Source organism: Embleya sp. NBC_00888, assembly GCF_045207655.1.
Lineage (GTDB): Bacteria > Actinomycetota > Actinomycetes > Streptomycetales > Streptomycetaceae > Embleya.
On sequence record NZ_CP108784.1, the window covers coordinates 1,624,172 to 1,640,180 of the forward strand.

The following is a 16,009-nucleotide window of genomic DNA, read 5'->3' on the forward strand; positions in this document are numbered from 1 at the left end:
GGGTCCGGAGCGGCCGCCGGGAAGGTGATCCGCGTGTCCCGGACGGCGACCGCGTGTCCCGGCTGGTCACGGCCCCGACCGGAACACGTTTCGAACGGGACGGGACAGGGGTCCGGACCGAACACCGATCCGAGGATCGTCGGGGACCGGCTGCGGCCGCTCCCCCGAATCGATCGATTCGGGTCCGGATTTTCGCTTTTCTGGGACTCCCCGGCCCGCCGAACTGCCGGCACGATGGGTGCCGCATCAGCTACGGCGAGTGTGTATCGATCTGAGGAAACGGGAGACTCGTGACACGGCGTGACGACAGCGCTCCACAACCGGACAACGCGACCACGGCGGCGGAGTACGTGGCCGCGTTACGTGCCCTGCGCGAGTGGTCGGCGCTGACGTACCGTCAACTGGCGGCCAAGGCCGAGGCGTCCGGGCATGTACTGCCCGCCAGCACGGTGGCCGCGGCGCTCGGTCGCAGTACGTTGCCCAGGGCCGATCTGGTCGAGGCGCTGGTGTTCGCCTGCGGGCTGGACGCCGACGCCGCCGCGCGTTGGATCACGGTCCGTGAGAATCTCGCGGCGGGGCGCGTCCCCGAACGCCGGGTGGCCGAACCGCCCGAGTCGGCCGCCGGGTCGGCGGGCGAACCGCCGCCGGCATCGTGGTGGCGTCGCCGCGCCGCGGTGCCGATCTTGATCGGCGTGATCCTCGTACTGATCGCGATCGGCACGGTCCTCACCATCCGCCACTACTCCGACGACAAGGACGTTTCCCGCCTCGCCGACGGGCACTACCTGGTCAAGCCCGGCCAGATCGCCGACGAGTCGCTGTGCCTGGGCGAGGGCCCCGAGCGCAACGGGCGCACCGACCGGCCGTTGGCCGTGCAACGCCCGTGTGCGGGTCTGGTGCCGGACACCTACCTCAAGGCACTGGCCCCGGACGTCTACCAGATCGAGTGGCACCACCCGGTGGAGGGCATCGGCTGCCTGCGCGTGGACGAGGCGTTGCTGACCCCGGGCGCGCTGCTCAGCCCCGGCAACTGCACAGGTGCCGCCAACGAGCGCTTTCTGATCGAACCGGCCGACCCGCTCCTGCCCGGGCTCTTTCGGCTCCGCCCGGTGCACAGCGGCCTGTGCGTGGGGATCCTCGGCGGCCCCGCCGAGATCTCACCCGGGGCCGAGGCCGCACAGGCCGGCTGCGCGGGCACGGCCGACCAGCGCTTCCGGTTGGAGCTCGTACCGGAGCGCAAGAAGCCCTGAGCCCCGGGCGGGCCTCGCGCTGATCAACGGCCCGGTCAGGCGGGCAGGTTCGGGTGTCCGATGCCCTCGAACGGCTTGATCCGGACGATCGGTTCCCGGCCGCCGCGCTGCGGCACGGTCTGCGCGGTGCCCCAGGGCCGGTCCGGGAGGGTCACCGTGAAGGAATAGGTGTTCGCGCAGCCGGTGCAGTCGTACCGGTCCTGCCAGAGCTCGACGTCGGTGTCGCTGCCGGGGATCCGGGCGGCGTGCCGGTAGGTCGCGTGGCAACGGGTGCAGCGCTCACCGGGAGCGCAGGTGCCGCCGCACGGACAGGGCAGGTCGAGGCTCTCGGCGGGCTCCCAGTAGCGGGTGGCCAGCGCCGCGGCGGTCCGGGCGTCGGGGGCCTTGGACCCGCGCGGGACGGTCATCCGCCGGGCGGCGACGACGTACGACTCGCCGGAGGCGGCCATCCGGCCTCGGATCACGCCCTTGCGGACTCGGTTGGTGGTCATGCTTCCTCCGGCGATTGCCCACGGATCGGGTGTCGGGTACGGCCGGCGGCGCGGACGGGACCTCGGGACGTCGGACCCGCGTGGGCGGGGCCGCCGTACCTCACGATATCCGCCCTTCGCGGCGAGCCCGAATCCCGGCGGCGCGATCAGCCCGGACGCACCGCCCGGGAACCGGTCACCTCGGCGGCGAACGCGCGCACCCTCTCCCGCAGGCCGCGGTCGGCGGTCACCACGAGACAACGACGCGCGGGCGTTCTCGCGTGCTCGGCCGCGACGAACTCGACGATGCGGTCGTCTCCGCTGCCCGAGGCCCGCACGACCCGTACGCCGGGCACCTCGGCGACTCCGCGGGCCGCGCCCTCGACCACCAGGACCACGTCCAACGGCCCGCGCCGCGCCCACTCCGGCACGGAGCCGCCACCCGGCAACCCCGCCTCCGCCATCCCCACCAACGCGTCCCGCAACCGCTCGGTGGCCCCGTGCCGATCCCGCCACCACCCATCCGGCACCGACCCCACCACATTCGCCCCATCCACCACCACCAACGCCACCGCAGCACCACCCATCCCCCCATCCTGCCCACCCCCACCCCCAAACCGGCCCCGACACGGCAACAACCGACAACGACACAGCGCGCGGGACAGCGGAACGCAGCAGCGGGGCGGGAACACGGCGCGAGTCAGCGGGACGGGAACGCGGCGCGGGGCGGGCTGCGGGTCGGCACGAGGCTGGGCGGCGCGGCGCGGCGCGGGACGGGACGGGGCGAGGCGGGACGCGGCGCGGAGCACCCGGCCCGTCCGAACCTCCCCAGCCCGTCCGGCGTTTGAGGACAAAGCCGCAACAGGCCGCCCGGTCCCACCGGATCCGCACGACCGAGGGCCGCCACCGGAGGCCGCGGCTCGCGCAAAGGGGCCGAACCTCCCCAGCCCGTCCGGCGTTTGAGGACGGCGAGGGCGTCGGCTTCGCCGAGGGACCCGGCGGAGCAAAGGGCTCCGCGCCCCAGGCATGGAACGGCACCCGGCCACCGCGGGGGGCGGTGGTCGGGTGCCGGATCAGGGGACGAGGTGACGCGCAGGGGAGCCCGGAGTGTCCGGGTGCGCGTCGCCGGATCGGGTCAGGAGGCCGCGGCGGAGAACGCCACGAGGCCGTTGCGCCAGAGCTGGTTCACTCGCGCGCGTTCCGCGGCGTTCGGGTTCGGGTTGGTGCAGGACGTGCCGGGGCCGCCACCGGACATCAGTTCGCTGCACGGACCCGAGTAGTGGTCCGGCAGACCGAGCACGTGTCCGGTCTCGTGGGCGGTGACCCGGGTCGAGTTGTACTGCTGGTTCTGTCGGTAGTCGAGGAAGATGTAGCCGTTGCCGTGGCCGTCGGTGCTCGCGTAGGAACCTCGCGAGTCGTTGCCCTCGTAGTACCGGAAGTCGGGGTTGCTGCCCTCCTGGAGGCGGACGTTGGTGACCGAGCTGTTCCAGATCTGCGCGGACCGGGCGATCTGGGTGCGGAAGCTGGGGGCGTTCGCGGTGCTGTACACGACCGTGACCGCCGCCGCCGAGTTCGGCGCCGCGGCACGCTTGGCCGCCACGGACTTCATCACCGCGTCGAGGAAGGCCTGGTTCTGCGCCTGGTCCTCCTGGGCGGAGGTGTAGTGCGCGGAGGCGCGGAGGGGGGCCGCGACTCCGTCGGTGCCGGCCGCCGCAGCGGGCGCGGCGATCAGTCCGGCGGCGAGGCCGAGGCCGACCATGGCGGTGACGATGGTCTTACGGGGATTCCGGGGACGCACTGGGGACATGGGGGGCTCCTTGGGTGCCGAAGACCTGTTCGGTGCGCAACGAGTCTCACGGGAGCCCGGTCCGGCCCGGATGATGACAATCGGCGATAGCACGGTCGTATCACCACCCGTTCCCGTACCGTCACCGCACATTCACGCATCGTGTTACGCAAGATTCACGCTCCCCCGCCGATCCCGCGCGCACAGGTGTCTGGTACGACCTCGGTGGTGCGTCCTATCCTCCGCATCATGGAGCTCGAGGTGAGGCACCTCCGCGCACTGTGTGCCATCGGCGACACCGGCAGCCTGCACGCCGCGGCCCGGTTGCTCGGCATGACCCAGCCGTCCCTGACCGCACAGCTCAGACGAATCGAAAACGCTCTGGGCGCACCGTTGTTCGTCCGCGACCGGACCGGCAGCCGACCCACTCCACTGGGGCTCACGATGCTGCATCGAGCCCGACCCATCATGGCCGAGATGAGCGCGCTGGTCATCGACACCCAGGCCGAGGCGGTCCGAACCGCCGGTCCGCACCTGCGGATCGGCGGTACCGCCAACCGGGTGATCGCCGACTGGTTGCGCCGGTTGCGGCTGCGACTGCCCACCACGGACACCTATTTGCGGGTGGACGTGTCCGCGAGCACGCTGCTCGGGATGGTCGCCGCCGGCCAGCTCGACGTCGCGTTCGTGCACGAGGTCGAGGGCTTCCCGCTGCGCGTCCCGGACGGTGTGCGACGCCGCGTCCTGGTCGAGCGGGAACCGCAGTTCATCGCGATGTCCCCGGACCATCCGGCCGCCGCCGAGTCCGAGGTCAAGCTCGCCGAACTGGCCGACGACCAGTGGATGGTCGACCCGAGCGTGGACGGCGAATGGGAGGGCCTGCGCGAGGTGTTGACCGACGCGGGCATCAACCCCCGGATCCTGCACGGCGATTACCTCACGGCAGCGTCCCTGGTCGCGATCGGCGAGGTGGTCACCCCGTGCCAGCCCACGTCGCGGCCCCGACCGGACATGGCGGTGCGTCCGCTGGCCGGCGATCCGCTCGCGGTGCGGCTGTTCCTGGCCTTCCGCACCGACAACGGTCCCGCTCCGGCCCTGATCGACACCGTCTATCACGAGTTGGAGGCCGCCTACCGCGAGGCCGCGTGGCTCGCGGTGGCCTACCGACAACGGCTGCTGCGCGAGGACAGCCCGATCCTGCGCTACGACGCGTAGGACCGGTCACCGCGCCGCGGGCAGAGCCCGGCCCGGAGGCGCTCGCACGGCCGGCCACACGGCCACTCGCGCCGGTGCCGATCCGGGCGCGCCTCGGCGTGGGTGAAATGATGGCCCGAACTACCGGTTCGACCACACTGTGAGCCGGAACGTCCGGACCGTGAACAGTGAGGAACCCCCATGACGACCCCCGACGCCGGCAGCCCCGCCTCGGTCCCGGCCCCCGTGCGCGCGGACGCCGGCGCCACCCTCGCGCGGGAGGCGGCGCGCTTCGCCGGGCTCGGCTGGATGCGCGGCACCTCCGGGAACCTGTCCGTGGTGCTCTCGCGCGATCCACTGCGGCTCGCGGTCACCGCTTCGGGCCTGGACAAGGGCGAGTTGGCGCCGGACGACCTGGTCGTGGTGGACGCGGCCGGCGTACCGGTCCCGGAGGAGGCGAGCACGCCGCCGCGTCGGCCGTCCGCCGAGGCCGGGCTGCACGCCCGGGTGGTCGCGTTGACCGGCGCGAACGCGGTCTTCCACGTGCACACCGTGTCCGCCGTGCGCGCGGGTCGGCGCTGGCCGGCCGGGATCGAGGTGCGCGACCTGGAGATGCTCAAGGGCATCGGCCGCTCCGCGCACGACGAGACGGTCACCATCCCGGTGATCGCCAACAGCCAGGACATGACCGAACTCGGCGACCGGCTCGAGGCCGCGCTGATCCCGGGCGTGCCGGCCGTCGTGGTCGCCTCGCACGGGATGTACGTCTGGGGCGCGGACCCGATCCAGGCCCGGCACCACGTCGAGATCGTCGAATGGCTCCTCGACTACCGCGTCGCCGAGGGCTGAGCCCGACCCGCGGCACCCCCGGACCCGCAGGGACCCGCACGACGAAAAACGCGCGGGGCCGGAACCACGATCCGCTCGTGGCCCCGGCCCCGCGCGCCGCGGCTCAGTACTCGCGTACGCCCCTCTCGTTGACGATCGCGCTGATCAGCCGAGCCGGAGTGACGTCGAAGGCCGGGTTGAACGCACGCGAGCCGGCCGGGGCGACCCGGACGCCGGCCACCTCCAGCACCTCGGACTCGGGGCGCTCCTCGATGGTGATCTCGTCGCCGTGCGCGGTCGCGTCGTCGAACGTGGTCAGCGGCGCCGCGACCACGAACGGGATGCCCGCGTCGGCGCAGGCCAGCGCGACGCCGACCGAGCCGATCTTGTTCGCGGTGTCGCCGTTGGCGGCGATCCGGTCCGCGCCGATCACCGCGACGTCCGCCAGGCCGCGCAGGATGGTGCTCGCCGCCGCGCCGTCCGGCTGGACCAGGTGCGCGATGCCCTCCTGGTCCAACTCCCAGGCGGTCAACCGCGATCCCTGGAGCAGCGGGCGCGTCTCGTCGACATAGACCAACTCCAGGACGCCGCGCGCGTGCAGTTCGCGGATGATCCCCAGCGCGGTCCCCCACCCGGCGGTGGCCAATGAGCCGGTGTTGCAGTGGGTCAGTACGCGCAGCGGCCGGCGCTCGACCCGGGACAGAATCCAGTCCGCGCCGTGCCGGCCGATCGCGTGGTTGGCCTCGACGTCCTCGCGGACCACCGCCTCGGCCTCGGCGAGCACCGCCTCCACACCCTTGGCCGCGAACGGCAACACCCGGTCCACGCCGCCGGCCAGGTTGACCGCGGTGGGCCGGGCGTCCCGGATCCGGGCGACCTCGGCGGCCAGTCGGTCCGCGTCCCAGCCCTCGCGTTCGGCCTGCCGCATGGCCACCGCGACGCCGAACGCGCCGGCCGCGCCCAGTGCCGGCGCGCCGCGCACCGCGAGCCGGCGGATCGCGTCGATCAGCGCGTCCACGTCGGTGATGTCCAGGTGCACGATCCGCTGCGGCAACGCGGTCTGGTCGAGCAGGCGCAGGCCGGTGCCGTGCCAGGCGAGCGAGCGTATCTCGGAGGCCATCGGGGGTCCTTTCCGGGCGGGTGGTCGAGCGCCGGGCGCGGGCGGCGACCGCGCGGGCGGGCGAGGGCAACGGCCCGCCGGCACGCCACGGGTGGGAGCGAGCGCGTACCTCGGCACTACGGATGCTACGTGGCGGGCCGGCCCGGTCCCGACTCCCGCCCGGCATCCGGGACGACCGCGTGTCGATCCGGTAACCCAATGTTCACATCGTGGACAATCTGTCCACACTGTGAACAAGAGCAGGAAGTGCCTGGTGAGGGTGCTAACCTCCCCCCGAAACCAGTCGGATGTGATGATCACATCGAGACCCGAACTGGTGTGATCGGAAGGGAGCAGGCTGTGGCCGAAGCGTGGCGTCATGACGTACGTATCGAGTGCCGCGGCCGCTCCATGGCGTGTGACCGTCCGCCGCTTCCGCTCGACAAGCGCGGTGTACGCGGCGTCTGTGTCCGCCGCACCGGCCGCTGTTGTCGGCGCCTGTACTGATCGATCGCCCGCCGATCGATCGCCCGAACGCCGATCGCGACACGCGAACCCGTCGCCACCCCGAAGAGCCGCGGCGCCGTCCGGCGCCGAGACCCGCGGGACCGCGAGGTTCCCGTCCCCGAACCGCCGATTCCGCACCGCCCCGCCGGGGTCGACACTCCTCCCAAGGACGCTCATGTACCGCATCACCACCCGTCACCGCCTGACCGTGGCCGCCGTCGTCGTCGGCACCGCGCTGGCCGCCACCGCGTGCAACGCCTCCGCCGACAAGGACAAGTCCCCGGCCGCCGGCGGCACGGGCGGCGACTCGGCGAAGAACATCGTGTTGGTGACGCCCGAACCGATCGGCGTCAACGACTTCCTCAAGCTCGCCGCCACCGGCGCGCAGAACGCGGCCCGCAAGGCCGGCGGCAGCGCGACCGTGCTGGAGAGCAAGGACACCAGCGCGATCCAGCAGAACGTCGAGGCCGCGGTCCGCCAGAAGCCCGCCGTCGTGGTCGCCGTCGGCTTCGAGTTCGCCGACGTGCTGGCCCAGCAGGCCGAGGCCAACCCGAAGCAGCAGTTCCTGTTCGTCGACTCGTGCACCACCAAGCCGTACCCGAACATCACCTGCGCGACCTTCCGCGAGCACGAGGGCACCTTCCTCGCGGGCGCCGAGGCGGGCCTGTTGACCAAGAGCGGCAAGGTCGGCGCGGTGGTCGCGCTGGACAGCCCGCAGATCCGCCGGTTCTCCGACCCGTTCGGCGCGGGCGCCAAGCAGACCAACCCGGCGAGCGCCTTCACCCAGTTGTTCGTCGGCGGCCAGAAGCCGTTCAACGACCCGGCCCGGGCCAGCGAGCAGACCGCGTCGCTCAAGGCCAAGGACGTCGACCAGATCATGGGCGCCGCCTCCGCCGCGGGCAACCTGGGCGTGTTCAACGCGGCCAAGGCGGCCGGCGTCCAGGCGTACGGCGTCGACGTCAACCAGTGCTCCGCGGCGCCGGGCACGGTCGTGGACAACGTGATCAAGCGCACCGACATCGCGGTCGCCCAGGGCGTCGACCAGATCGTCGGCGGCAAGCCCGGCGGCGTCACCTCGTACGGCCTCAAGGAGGGCGGCATCACGCTCACCGGCATGGAGCCCGGCCTGGAGACCTCGCAGTGCCTGATCGCCCAGCACCCGGACGTGCTCAAGACCGTGCTGGGCCTGCGCGACCAGATCGTCGGCGGCACGATCACCGTGGCCGACCCGGCCGCCGCCAAGTAGTCGCCGAGCAGTCGCGGACTGCCCGCGGTTCGCCGGTGTCGGGTTCACGGACCCGACACCGGCGACCACCCCGCCCGGCCTCGCCCCCTTCCCACCGGAGATACGCCCGATGAACGATCAGCACGCCGCCGCCCCCGGTGCCATCGCCGAGGTCGAGATGCGCGGCATCGTCCGGCGTTTTCCGGGCGTGCTGGCCAACGACCGGGTCGACCTGCGGGTCGAACGCGGCGAGATCCACGCGGTCATGGGCGAGAACGGCGCGGGCAAGTCGACCCTGATGTCGATCCTGTACGGCCTGCAACGACCGGACGCCGGCCACATCCTGCTGCGCGGCAGCGAGCATTCCTTCGGTTCGCCCGTGCAGGCCATCGCGGCCGGACTGGGCATGGTCCACCAGGGTTTCAAGCTCTTTCCCTCGCTGACCGTCACGGAGAACGTGGTCTACGGCAGCGAGCCCACCCGGCGCGGCCTGGTCGACCGCGCCGCGGCGCGCGCCCGGGTCGCCGCGCTGGTCGAGACGCACGGTCTGCACGTCCCACCCGACGCGCGCGTCGCGGACCTGCCGGTCGGCGTCCAGCAGCGGGTGGAGATCCTCAAGCTGCTCTACCGCGACGCGCGGGTGCTGATCCTGGACGAGCCCACCGCCGTGCTCACCCCGGCCGAGGCGGACCGGCTGCTCGAGGTGATCCGCGGACTGGCCCGCTCCGGGCGCACCATCCTGCTGGTCACCCACAAACTCGGCGAGGTGATGGCGGTCAGCGACCGGGTCACCGTGCTGCGCGACGGCCGGGTCACCGCCCGGCTCGCCACCGCCGAGACCACCCCGGCCGAGATCGCGCTGGCGATGACCGGCCGCCGGATCGACCTGGACCGCACCCACCCGGCGGGCGCCCCCGCCGCCGAGGTGCTCGACGTGCGGGGCCTGACCGTCTCCGCCGGACGTGGCGCCAAGCCGCTGGTCGAGGACGTGTCGCTGACCGTGCGCGCGGGCGAGATCGTCGGCGTCGCGGGCGTGGCCGGCAACGGACAGAGCGAACTGGTCGAGGCGCTGGCCGGGTTGCGCCCGAGCAGCGCGGGCCGGGTGCTCGTGGCCGGCCACGACGTCAAGGACGCCTCGGTGCAGCACCGGCGCCAAGCGGGCCTGGCCTACGTACCCGAGGACCGGGCCACGGTCGGCGCCGCACGCGACGCCTCGCTGGCCGACAACCTCGCGATGGGCTTCCACCGCAGCCCGCCGCTGGCCGGCCGCGGCGGCTTCCTGCGGCGCACGGCGATCCGCGAGCACGCCGCGCGCGTGATCGAGCGCTTCGGGGTCAAGGCCGCGTCCTCCGCCGTCACCATCGGCACGCTGTCCGGCGGCAACCAGCAAAAGGCCATCCTCGGCCGGGAGATCACCCACGACGCGCCGCTGCTCCTGGTCGAGCAGCCCACCCGCGGCGTGGACATCGGCTCGATCGAGAACATCCACGCGCGGTTGATCGAGTATCGCGACGCCGGCCACGGCATCCTGCTGGTCTCCGCCGAATTGAGCGAGATCCTCGCGCTCTCGGATCGCGTCCTGGTCATGTACGAGGGCCGGATCGTCGCCGAACTTTCGCGCGCCGAGGCCGACGTGCACACGATCGGCCTGGCCATGGCCGGCGGCACCGCCACCCGCGCCACCGCCGACGCCGCGACGCACGCCGATGTCGACAGCGACGGCGACGACGACGGCCGGCAGGCCACCGCACCGACCACCGCCCACCAGGCCTGACGGGTTATCAGATATGACTGCCAGCAAGGCCGGTACGGCCGCCGAGCGCCCATCCGGTCCACTCGCGCACCTGGCGCTGCGCGTGCGCGGCGTGGTGTTCTCCCCGGTCACCGTGTCCATCGTGGCCGCGCTGATCCTGGGCGCGATCATCCTGGCCGGCACCGGCGCCGACCCGCTGACCGCGTACGGCTCGGTGCTCACCGGGGCGTTCGGCTCCGAGGGCATCGGCGACACGCTCGGCGAGTGCATCCCCATCGTCGGCATGGCGCTGGCGCTGGCCATCCCGCTGCGCGCGGGCCTGGTCAACCTCGGCGGCGACGGCCAACTCGTGCTGGGCGGCCTGGCCGCCGCCTCGGTGGGCCTGTACTCGCCCTTCCCCGACGTGATCACCGTGATCCTGGCGCTGCTCGCGGGCGTGCTCGCGGGCGGTCTGTGGGCCGCGCTCGCCGCCGTCCTGGAGACCAGGTGCGGCGTGCCGCTGCTGGTCTCCAGCCTGCTGCTGAGCTACCCGGCGATGTCGTTCGTGTCCTACATGGTGCGCTTCCCGCTGCTCCAGAAGGGCTCCGGCATCCCGCAGACCGACCGGCTGCCGGAGGGCGTCAAGCTGCCCGAGTTCGCCGCCGGATCCGGCGCGGGCACCGGGGTCAGCGTCGGCATCGTGCTGATCGTGCTGGCCGCGGTGGTCTACTTCGTGGTCGACCACCGCACCGCCGCCGGCTACGAGGTACGGATGACCGGCCTGGGCGCGCGCTTCGCCGGCTACGCCGGGGTGGACCGGTCCCGGCTGACCCTGCGGCTGATGTTCGCCTCCGGGTCGCTGGCCGGGCTGGTCGGCGCGATCGCCGTGCTCGGCTTCCCGTACCGCCTGGTCGACGGCGCGCTGACCACGCCGGGCTACACCTGGACCGGCCTGCTCGCCGCGCTGCTCGCCGCCGCGTCCCCGCTGGGCACGGTGGCCGCCGGCTTCTTCTTCGCCGCGCTGACCATCGGCGGCTTCGGCATGGAGCAGGAGACCGCGGTGCCGCAGCAGCTCACCGCCGTGCTCCAAGCCGTGGTGATCCTGTTCCTCGCGGTGCGCGGCGGCGTCTTCCGCAAGGGCGGTTGGTTGCGCCGGCTCGGCCGAGGACCCGACGCCGAGGCCCATCCACCACCGCCCGACGCCAAAACCGGCCTGGTCGACACCGGCGTACTCGAGACCGGCGTCGCCGGGCCGCTCGCTCCCGCGCGCGGCGACGGAGGTAACTGACCATGTCCTTCGACGCGGAACTGATCTTCTCCGCCCTGCGCGCGCTCACCCCGATCCTGTTCGCCGCCCTCGGCGGCGCGCTGTGCGAACGCGCCGGCGTGTTCAACGTGTCCCTGGAAGGCACCATGCTGATCGGCTGCTTCGCGGCCGTCACCGGTAGCTGGTTCGGCGGCAGCGTGTGGGTGGGCGTGATCTCGGCGGTGCTCGCCGCGATGGTCTTCTCGCTGCTGCTCGCGATCGGCGCGGTCACCCTGGGCGCGGACGCGGTCGTGTTGTGCATCGCGCTGAACCTGCTCGCCGTCGGCCTGACCGGCTTCCTGCTGCGCACCGTCTTCGGCAAGCAGGGCACCTTCGGCGACCCCGACCTCAAGGGCCTGCAACCGGTGGACATCCCCGGACTGGAGTCGGTGCCCTTCCTGGGCCGCGCGCTGTCCGGCCACTCGCCCCTGGTGTACCTGTCCTGGGTCGCGGTGGTGGTGATCGCCGTACTGCTGTCCCGGCACCCGTGGGGCGTCCGGCTGCGCGGCGTCGGCGAGGCGCCGGAGGCCGCCCAGTCGCTGGGCGTCGGCGTCGCGCGCTACCGCTACGCGGCGATCCTGACCTCCGGCGCGTTGTGCGGGCTCGCCGGCGCGCAGCTCGCGCTGGGCAACGTGACCCTGTTCTCCGAGAACATGACCGCCGGCCGCGGCTGGATCGCGGTGGTCGCGGTGATGCTCGGCCGTGCGCTCCCGGTCGGCGTCCTGCTCGCCGGCATCCTGTTCGGCCTGGTCGAGGCGGTCGGTTTCCGGCTCCAGGGCGAGGGCATGCCCCAGCAGGCCGCCGATGCCGCGCCGTACGTGATGACGCTGGTCGCGCTGTTCCTGGCCACCCGCTCGCGCACCAGGCGCGGCACCGCACCGCCCGGCCGGCTCACCGGCCGCATCCCTCGTCCCCGCCGCCTCGCCCGCACCACCTCGGAGCCGTCCACATGAGCAGCACCACTCGTCCGGCCGTACTGCCGATCACCAAGATCCCCAGCAGCGGCCTGCCCGCCCACGCGCTGGTCGTCGGCGACCCCGCCCGCGCCGCACTGGTCGCCGAGCGACTGGACGACGCGCGGCAGATCGGCGCCAACCGCGAGTACGTCAGCTACGCGGGCGGTTGGCGCGGCGTACCGGTCGTGGTGTCCTCGCACGGCGTGGGCGGTCCGGGCGCGGTGTGCCTGTTCGGCGAGCTGGCCGAGGCCGGCGTACGCACCTTCATCCGGCTCGGCACGGCGGGCGCGATGGCGCGCGGTGTGGGCGACGGCGACCTGGTGGTGGCCACCGGCGCGGTCCGCGACGACGGCGTGACCCAGCAGTTGGTGCCGGCCGAGTTCCCGGCCTTCTCCACCCCCGAGGTGGTGCTCGCGCTGCACGGCGCGGCCCGCGAGCACGGCGCGCCGCACCACCGAGGCGTCGTGTGGACCCGGGCCGCGTTCATGCCGGGGGTGCTCGAACTGCCGATGAAGCCGTACCAGGCGGCCGGCGTGCTGGCCATCGAGATGGAACTGTCCGCGCTGCTCGTGTTCGCCGCGCTGGGCGGACACCGGGCCGGCGGCGTGCTGGTCGTGGACGGCATCGCGGCCGACGACCTGGTCGACGAGTCCGGCGGCTCGACCTACGACCCGCACCGCCGGGTGGTCGCCGAGGGCGTCGAGCGCGGCGTCGTGGTGGCGCTGGACGCGCTGTACCGACTGGCCCTGGACGAGGCGGGCGAGGCGGCGGACCGGGCGTGACCGACCTGCTCGTCACCGGCGGCGCGGTGCTCACCGCCGACGCCGCCGACACGTACATACCCGACGGCGCGGTGGCGATCGAGGGCGGCCGGATCGTCGCGATGGGCACCGCGAGCGAGCTGGGCGCACGGTATCGCGCCGCGCCGACCCTGGACGCGCGCGGCTGTCTGGTGATGCCCGGGATGGTCAACGCGCACGCGCACTCGGCGATGACCCTGTTCCGGGGCCGGGCCGACGACGTCGACCTCCAGGTGTTCCTGGAGCGGTTGGTGGCCGCCGAGAGCGCGGTGCTGACCGCCGAGGTGGTGCGGATCGCGGTCCGGCTGGCGCTGGCCGAGTCGATCCGGGCGGGGGTGACCACCGCGATGGACATGTACTGGTTCCCCGAGGCGGGGCTCGCGGCCGCCGCCGAGGCGGGCTTTCGGCTGGTCACCGGGCCGACCTTCATGGACGTGCCCGGACCGCCGGACGGTCTCGACTTCGCCGCGCGCCTGCGGCTCGCGCCCGCGTCGCTGGGCCGCTCGACCACCCGCTGCGTGACCCCGCACAGCGCGTACACGCTGGCCCCGGAGCAGTTGCTCGCGGTGGCCGAACTGGCCCGCGAGCACGACGCGCTGCTGCACATCCACGCCGCCGAGAACGCGGTCGAGGTGGCGAGCGTGCGCGCTCGGTACGGCCGCCGCCCGGTGGAGCTCCTGCACGACCTCGGGCTGCTCCGGCCGGGCACCCTGCTGGCGCACGCGGTCTGCCTCACCGACGAGGAGATCGCGCTGATCGCGGCGTCCGGCGCGGGCGTCGCGCACTGCCCGGTGTCCAATCTCAAGCTCGCCTCAGGGGTGGCCCCGCTGCCCGAACTGCTGGCCGCCGGCGTGCCGGTGGGCCTGGGCACCGACGGCGCGGTCAGCGCCAACGCGCTCGACCTGTTCGGCCCGATCCGCGCCGCCGCGACGCTGCACCGGGTCACCCCCGGCGCGGCGCCCGACCCGACCCTGATCGGGGCGCGCGCCTCGGTGCGGATGGCCACCGTCGACGGCGCGCGGGCGATCGGGATCGGCGCGCTGACCGGGTCGATCGAGCTCGGCAAGGCCGCAGACCTGGTCGTCCTGGACCTGAACCGGCCGCACCTGACGCCCCGACACGACCCGTGGTCGATGCTCGCCTACGCGGCCGGGCCCGCCGACGTACGGGACACCGTGATCGACGGCCGGATCGTCATGCGCGATCGTCGACTGCTTACGATCGACGAGGGCGCCGCGATCGAGGAGCTGAACGCGCTCGCCGCCACGCTGCCGAACCCGTCCGGTCGACCGAATCGGGATCCCGAGATGAACGACACCCCACCGACGCGAGCATCGGAGGTCGCGCCATGAGTTCCACCACGCGCGGCTTCGTCGGCCGGCACACCGCCGCCGAACGCGACCCGAGACTGCCGCCGGGTCAGTACGACGCGCGCCACGACTTCCCCGTGCTCTCCGCCGAGGTCACCCCCGAACTGGCGCCGGCCGACTGGTCGTTCCGGATCGACGGCCTGGTCGAGCGGCCGCGCGCGTGGAGTTGGGAGCAGGCCCGCGCGCTGCCCCGCGAGAGCTACGACGGGCCGATCCACTGCGTCACGTCCTGGTCCAAGCTGAGCACCGACTTCACCGGCGTCTCGCTGGACACGTTCCTGGCCGAGGCCGGCCCCCTGGCGACGGCCACCCACGCGGTGGCCTACTCGCACACGGGCTACACCACCAACCTCGCGCTCGCCGACCTGACCGGCGGCCGGGCCTGGATCGCGTTCGACTTCGAGGGCGCCCCGCTGACCCCGGCACACGGCGGGCCGGCCCGACTGCTGGTGCCGCACCTGTACTTCTGGAAGAGCGTCAAGTGGATCGCGGGCCTGCGCCTGCTCGACCACGACGAGCCGGGCTTCTGGGAGGTCAACGGCTATCACCACCGCGGCGACCCGTGGGCGGAGGAAAGGTACTCGGGTGACTGAGGCGACCGCGGTGACCGAGGCGGGCGGGGCGAACGCGCCCGGCGCGCCGCCGATTCCGGCCTTCGCCGCGCCCGGTCGGGCCGCGCCGAGTCTGCGCGGGAAGGTGGACTGGCAGGCCGCGACGGTGGTCGAGGTGCGCCGCGAGACCCCCAACGCGGTCACCGTACGACTCGCGCTGCCGGTGTGGAACGCGCATGTCGCGGGCCAGCACTACATGTTGCGGCTCACCGCCGCGGACGGGTACACCGCGCAACGCCACTACTCGGTCGGCTCGGCGCCGGACGACACCGGGCACATCGAGTTCACCGTCGACCGCATGCCGGGCGGCGAGGTGTCCGGCTTCGTGCACGACGTGGCCCGGCCCGGGGACCTGCTGGAGGTACGCGGCCCGCTCGGCGGGTTCTTCGCGTGGGCGGGCGATCGGCCGGCGCTGCTCGTGGCCGGCGGTTCCGGCCTGGTCCCGCTGATGGCCATGGTCCGCCACCGCCGACGGCGCGGGCTCGCCGTGCCACTGCGCCTGGTGGCGTGTGCGCGCACCCCGGAAGACCTGTTGTACGCACGCGAGTTGGCCGAGCTGCCGGGCGAGGAGCACACCGTGCTGTACAGCCGCGCGGCGCCGAGCGGGTATCCGCATCCGGTGGGCCGGTTGCGCGCGGAGACGCTCGCGCCGCACGTGGCGGCGGTGCTCGCGGACGAGCGCTACGAGGTGTTCGTGTGCGGCTCGACCGGCTTCGCCGAGCACGCGGGCCGGTTGCTCACCGCGGCGGGGGTGCCGACCACGCGCATTCGGGTGGAGCGCTTCGGCTGAGCGCGGCCGGTGGTACGAACCGCCGTACCACCGGCCGCGTTTGGTCTTCGGCCGCGCTCGGTCACCGGGCGCGTTTCGTCACCGG

General features: G+C 73.3%; 15 protein-coding genes. 11 read left to right on the plus strand and 4 right to left on the minus strand.

Annotated features, from left to right (window positions below; genetic code table 11):
• Window positions 1-290: 290 nt before the first annotated feature.
• Window positions 291-1,250, plus strand: coding sequence for a hypothetical protein (locus OG948_RS06265; RefSeq protein WP_406294474.1), 960 nt, complete (start codon window positions 291-293; stop codon window positions 1,248-1,250).
• Between the two features lie 35 nt (window positions 1,251-1,285).
• Here OG948_RS06265 and OG948_RS06270 read toward each other — a convergent pair whose 3' ends face one another.
• The 3 genes from OG948_RS06270 to snpA form a co-directional block, all read right to left on the minus strand.
• Window positions 1,286-1,741, minus strand: coding sequence for a hypothetical protein (locus OG948_RS06270; protein WP_406294475.1), 456 nt, complete (start codon window positions 1,739-1,741; stop codon window positions 1,286-1,288).
• Window positions 1,742-1,887: 146 nt separating this feature from the next.
• The gene (locus OG948_RS06275) at window positions 1,888-2,307 is read right to left on the minus strand and encodes an NTP pyrophosphohydrolase (protein ID WP_406294477.1); all 420 of its coding nucleotides are present in this window, start codon (window positions 2,305-2,307) and stop codon (window positions 1,888-1,890) included.
• Between the two features lie 548 nt (window positions 2,308-2,855).
• On the minus strand, window positions 2,856-3,527 hold the full coding sequence (snpA, locus tag OG948_RS06280; RefSeq protein ID WP_406294479.1) for a snapalysin: 672 nt from the start codon (window positions 3,525-3,527) through the stop codon (window positions 2,856-2,858).
• Window positions 3,528-3,755: 228 nt separating this feature from the next.
• On the opposite strand from snpA, the gene OG948_RS06285 reads away from it, so the two are divergent.
• Window positions 3,756-4,721 carry a LysR family transcriptional regulator gene (locus OG948_RS06285; protein WP_406294480.1) on the plus strand — a complete coding sequence of 322 codons (966 nt, stop codon included), beginning with the start codon at window positions 3,756-3,758 and terminating at the stop codon, window positions 4,719-4,721.
• A 180-nt stretch (window positions 4,722-4,901) separates the two neighbouring features.
• Entirely contained in the window at window positions 4,902-5,549 is a 648-nt protein-coding gene (gene mtnB, locus OG948_RS06290) for a methylthioribulose 1-phosphate dehydratase (RefSeq protein WP_406294482.1), read from the plus strand.
• A 103-nt stretch (window positions 5,550-5,652) separates the two neighbouring features.
• Here the strand turns inward: mtnB and mtnA are convergent, their stop codons facing one another.
• Window positions 5,653-6,648: an S-methyl-5-thioribose-1-phosphate isomerase gene (mtnA, locus tag OG948_RS06295; RefSeq protein WP_406294483.1), complete on the minus strand. Its 996-nt coding sequence runs from the start codon at window positions 6,646-6,648 to the stop codon at window positions 5,653-5,655.
• A gap of 661 nt (window positions 6,649-7,309) precedes the next feature.
• Here mtnA and OG948_RS06300 point away from each other — a divergent pair.
• The 8 genes from OG948_RS06300 (at window position 7,310) to OG948_RS06335 (ending at window position 15,924) form a co-directional block, all read left to right on the plus strand.
• Window positions 7,310-8,380: a BMP family ABC transporter substrate-binding protein gene (locus tag OG948_RS06300; RefSeq protein ID WP_406294485.1), complete on the plus strand. Its 1,071-nt coding sequence runs from the start codon at window positions 7,310-7,312 to the stop codon at window positions 8,378-8,380.
• A gap of 109 nt (window positions 8,381-8,489) precedes the next feature.
• Window positions 8,490-10,133 carry an ABC transporter ATP-binding protein gene (locus tag OG948_RS06305; protein ID WP_406294487.1) on the plus strand — a complete coding sequence of 548 codons (1,644 nt, stop codon included), beginning with the start codon at window positions 8,490-8,492 and terminating at the stop codon, window positions 10,131-10,133.
• Between the two features lie 13 nt (window positions 10,134-10,146).
• Entirely contained in the window at window positions 10,147-11,379 is a 1,233-nt protein-coding gene (locus OG948_RS06310) for an ABC transporter permease (protein ID WP_406294488.1), read from the plus strand.
• A gap of 2 nt (window positions 11,380-11,381) precedes the next feature.
• Window positions 11,382-12,350, plus strand: a complete 969-nt coding sequence (locus OG948_RS06315; RefSeq protein WP_406294489.1) for an ABC transporter permease — start codon at window positions 11,382-11,384, stop codon at window positions 12,348-12,350.
• Window positions 12,347-13,135 carry a nucleoside phosphorylase gene (locus OG948_RS06320; protein ID WP_406294490.1) on the plus strand — a complete coding sequence of 263 codons (789 nt, stop codon included), beginning with the start codon at window positions 12,347-12,349 and terminating at the stop codon, window positions 13,133-13,135. Before OG948_RS06315 ends, OG948_RS06320 begins: the two co-directional genes overlap by 4 nt.
• On the plus strand, window positions 13,132-14,505 hold the full coding sequence (locus tag OG948_RS06325; RefSeq protein ID WP_406294492.1) for an amidohydrolase family protein: 1,374 nt from the start codon (window positions 13,132-13,134) through the stop codon (window positions 14,503-14,505). Before OG948_RS06320 ends, OG948_RS06325 begins: the two co-directional genes overlap by 4 nt.
• On the plus strand, window positions 14,502-15,116 hold the full coding sequence (locus OG948_RS06330) for a sulfite oxidase-like oxidoreductase (protein ID WP_406294493.1): 615 nt from the start codon (window positions 14,502-14,504) through the stop codon (window positions 15,114-15,116). Before OG948_RS06325 ends, OG948_RS06330 begins: the two co-directional genes overlap by 4 nt.
• Entirely contained in the window at window positions 15,109-15,924 is an 816-nt protein-coding gene (locus OG948_RS06335) for a ferredoxin reductase (protein WP_406294494.1), read from the plus strand. Before OG948_RS06330 ends, OG948_RS06335 begins: the two co-directional genes overlap by 8 nt.
• Window positions 15,925-16,009 lie beyond the last annotated feature (85 nt).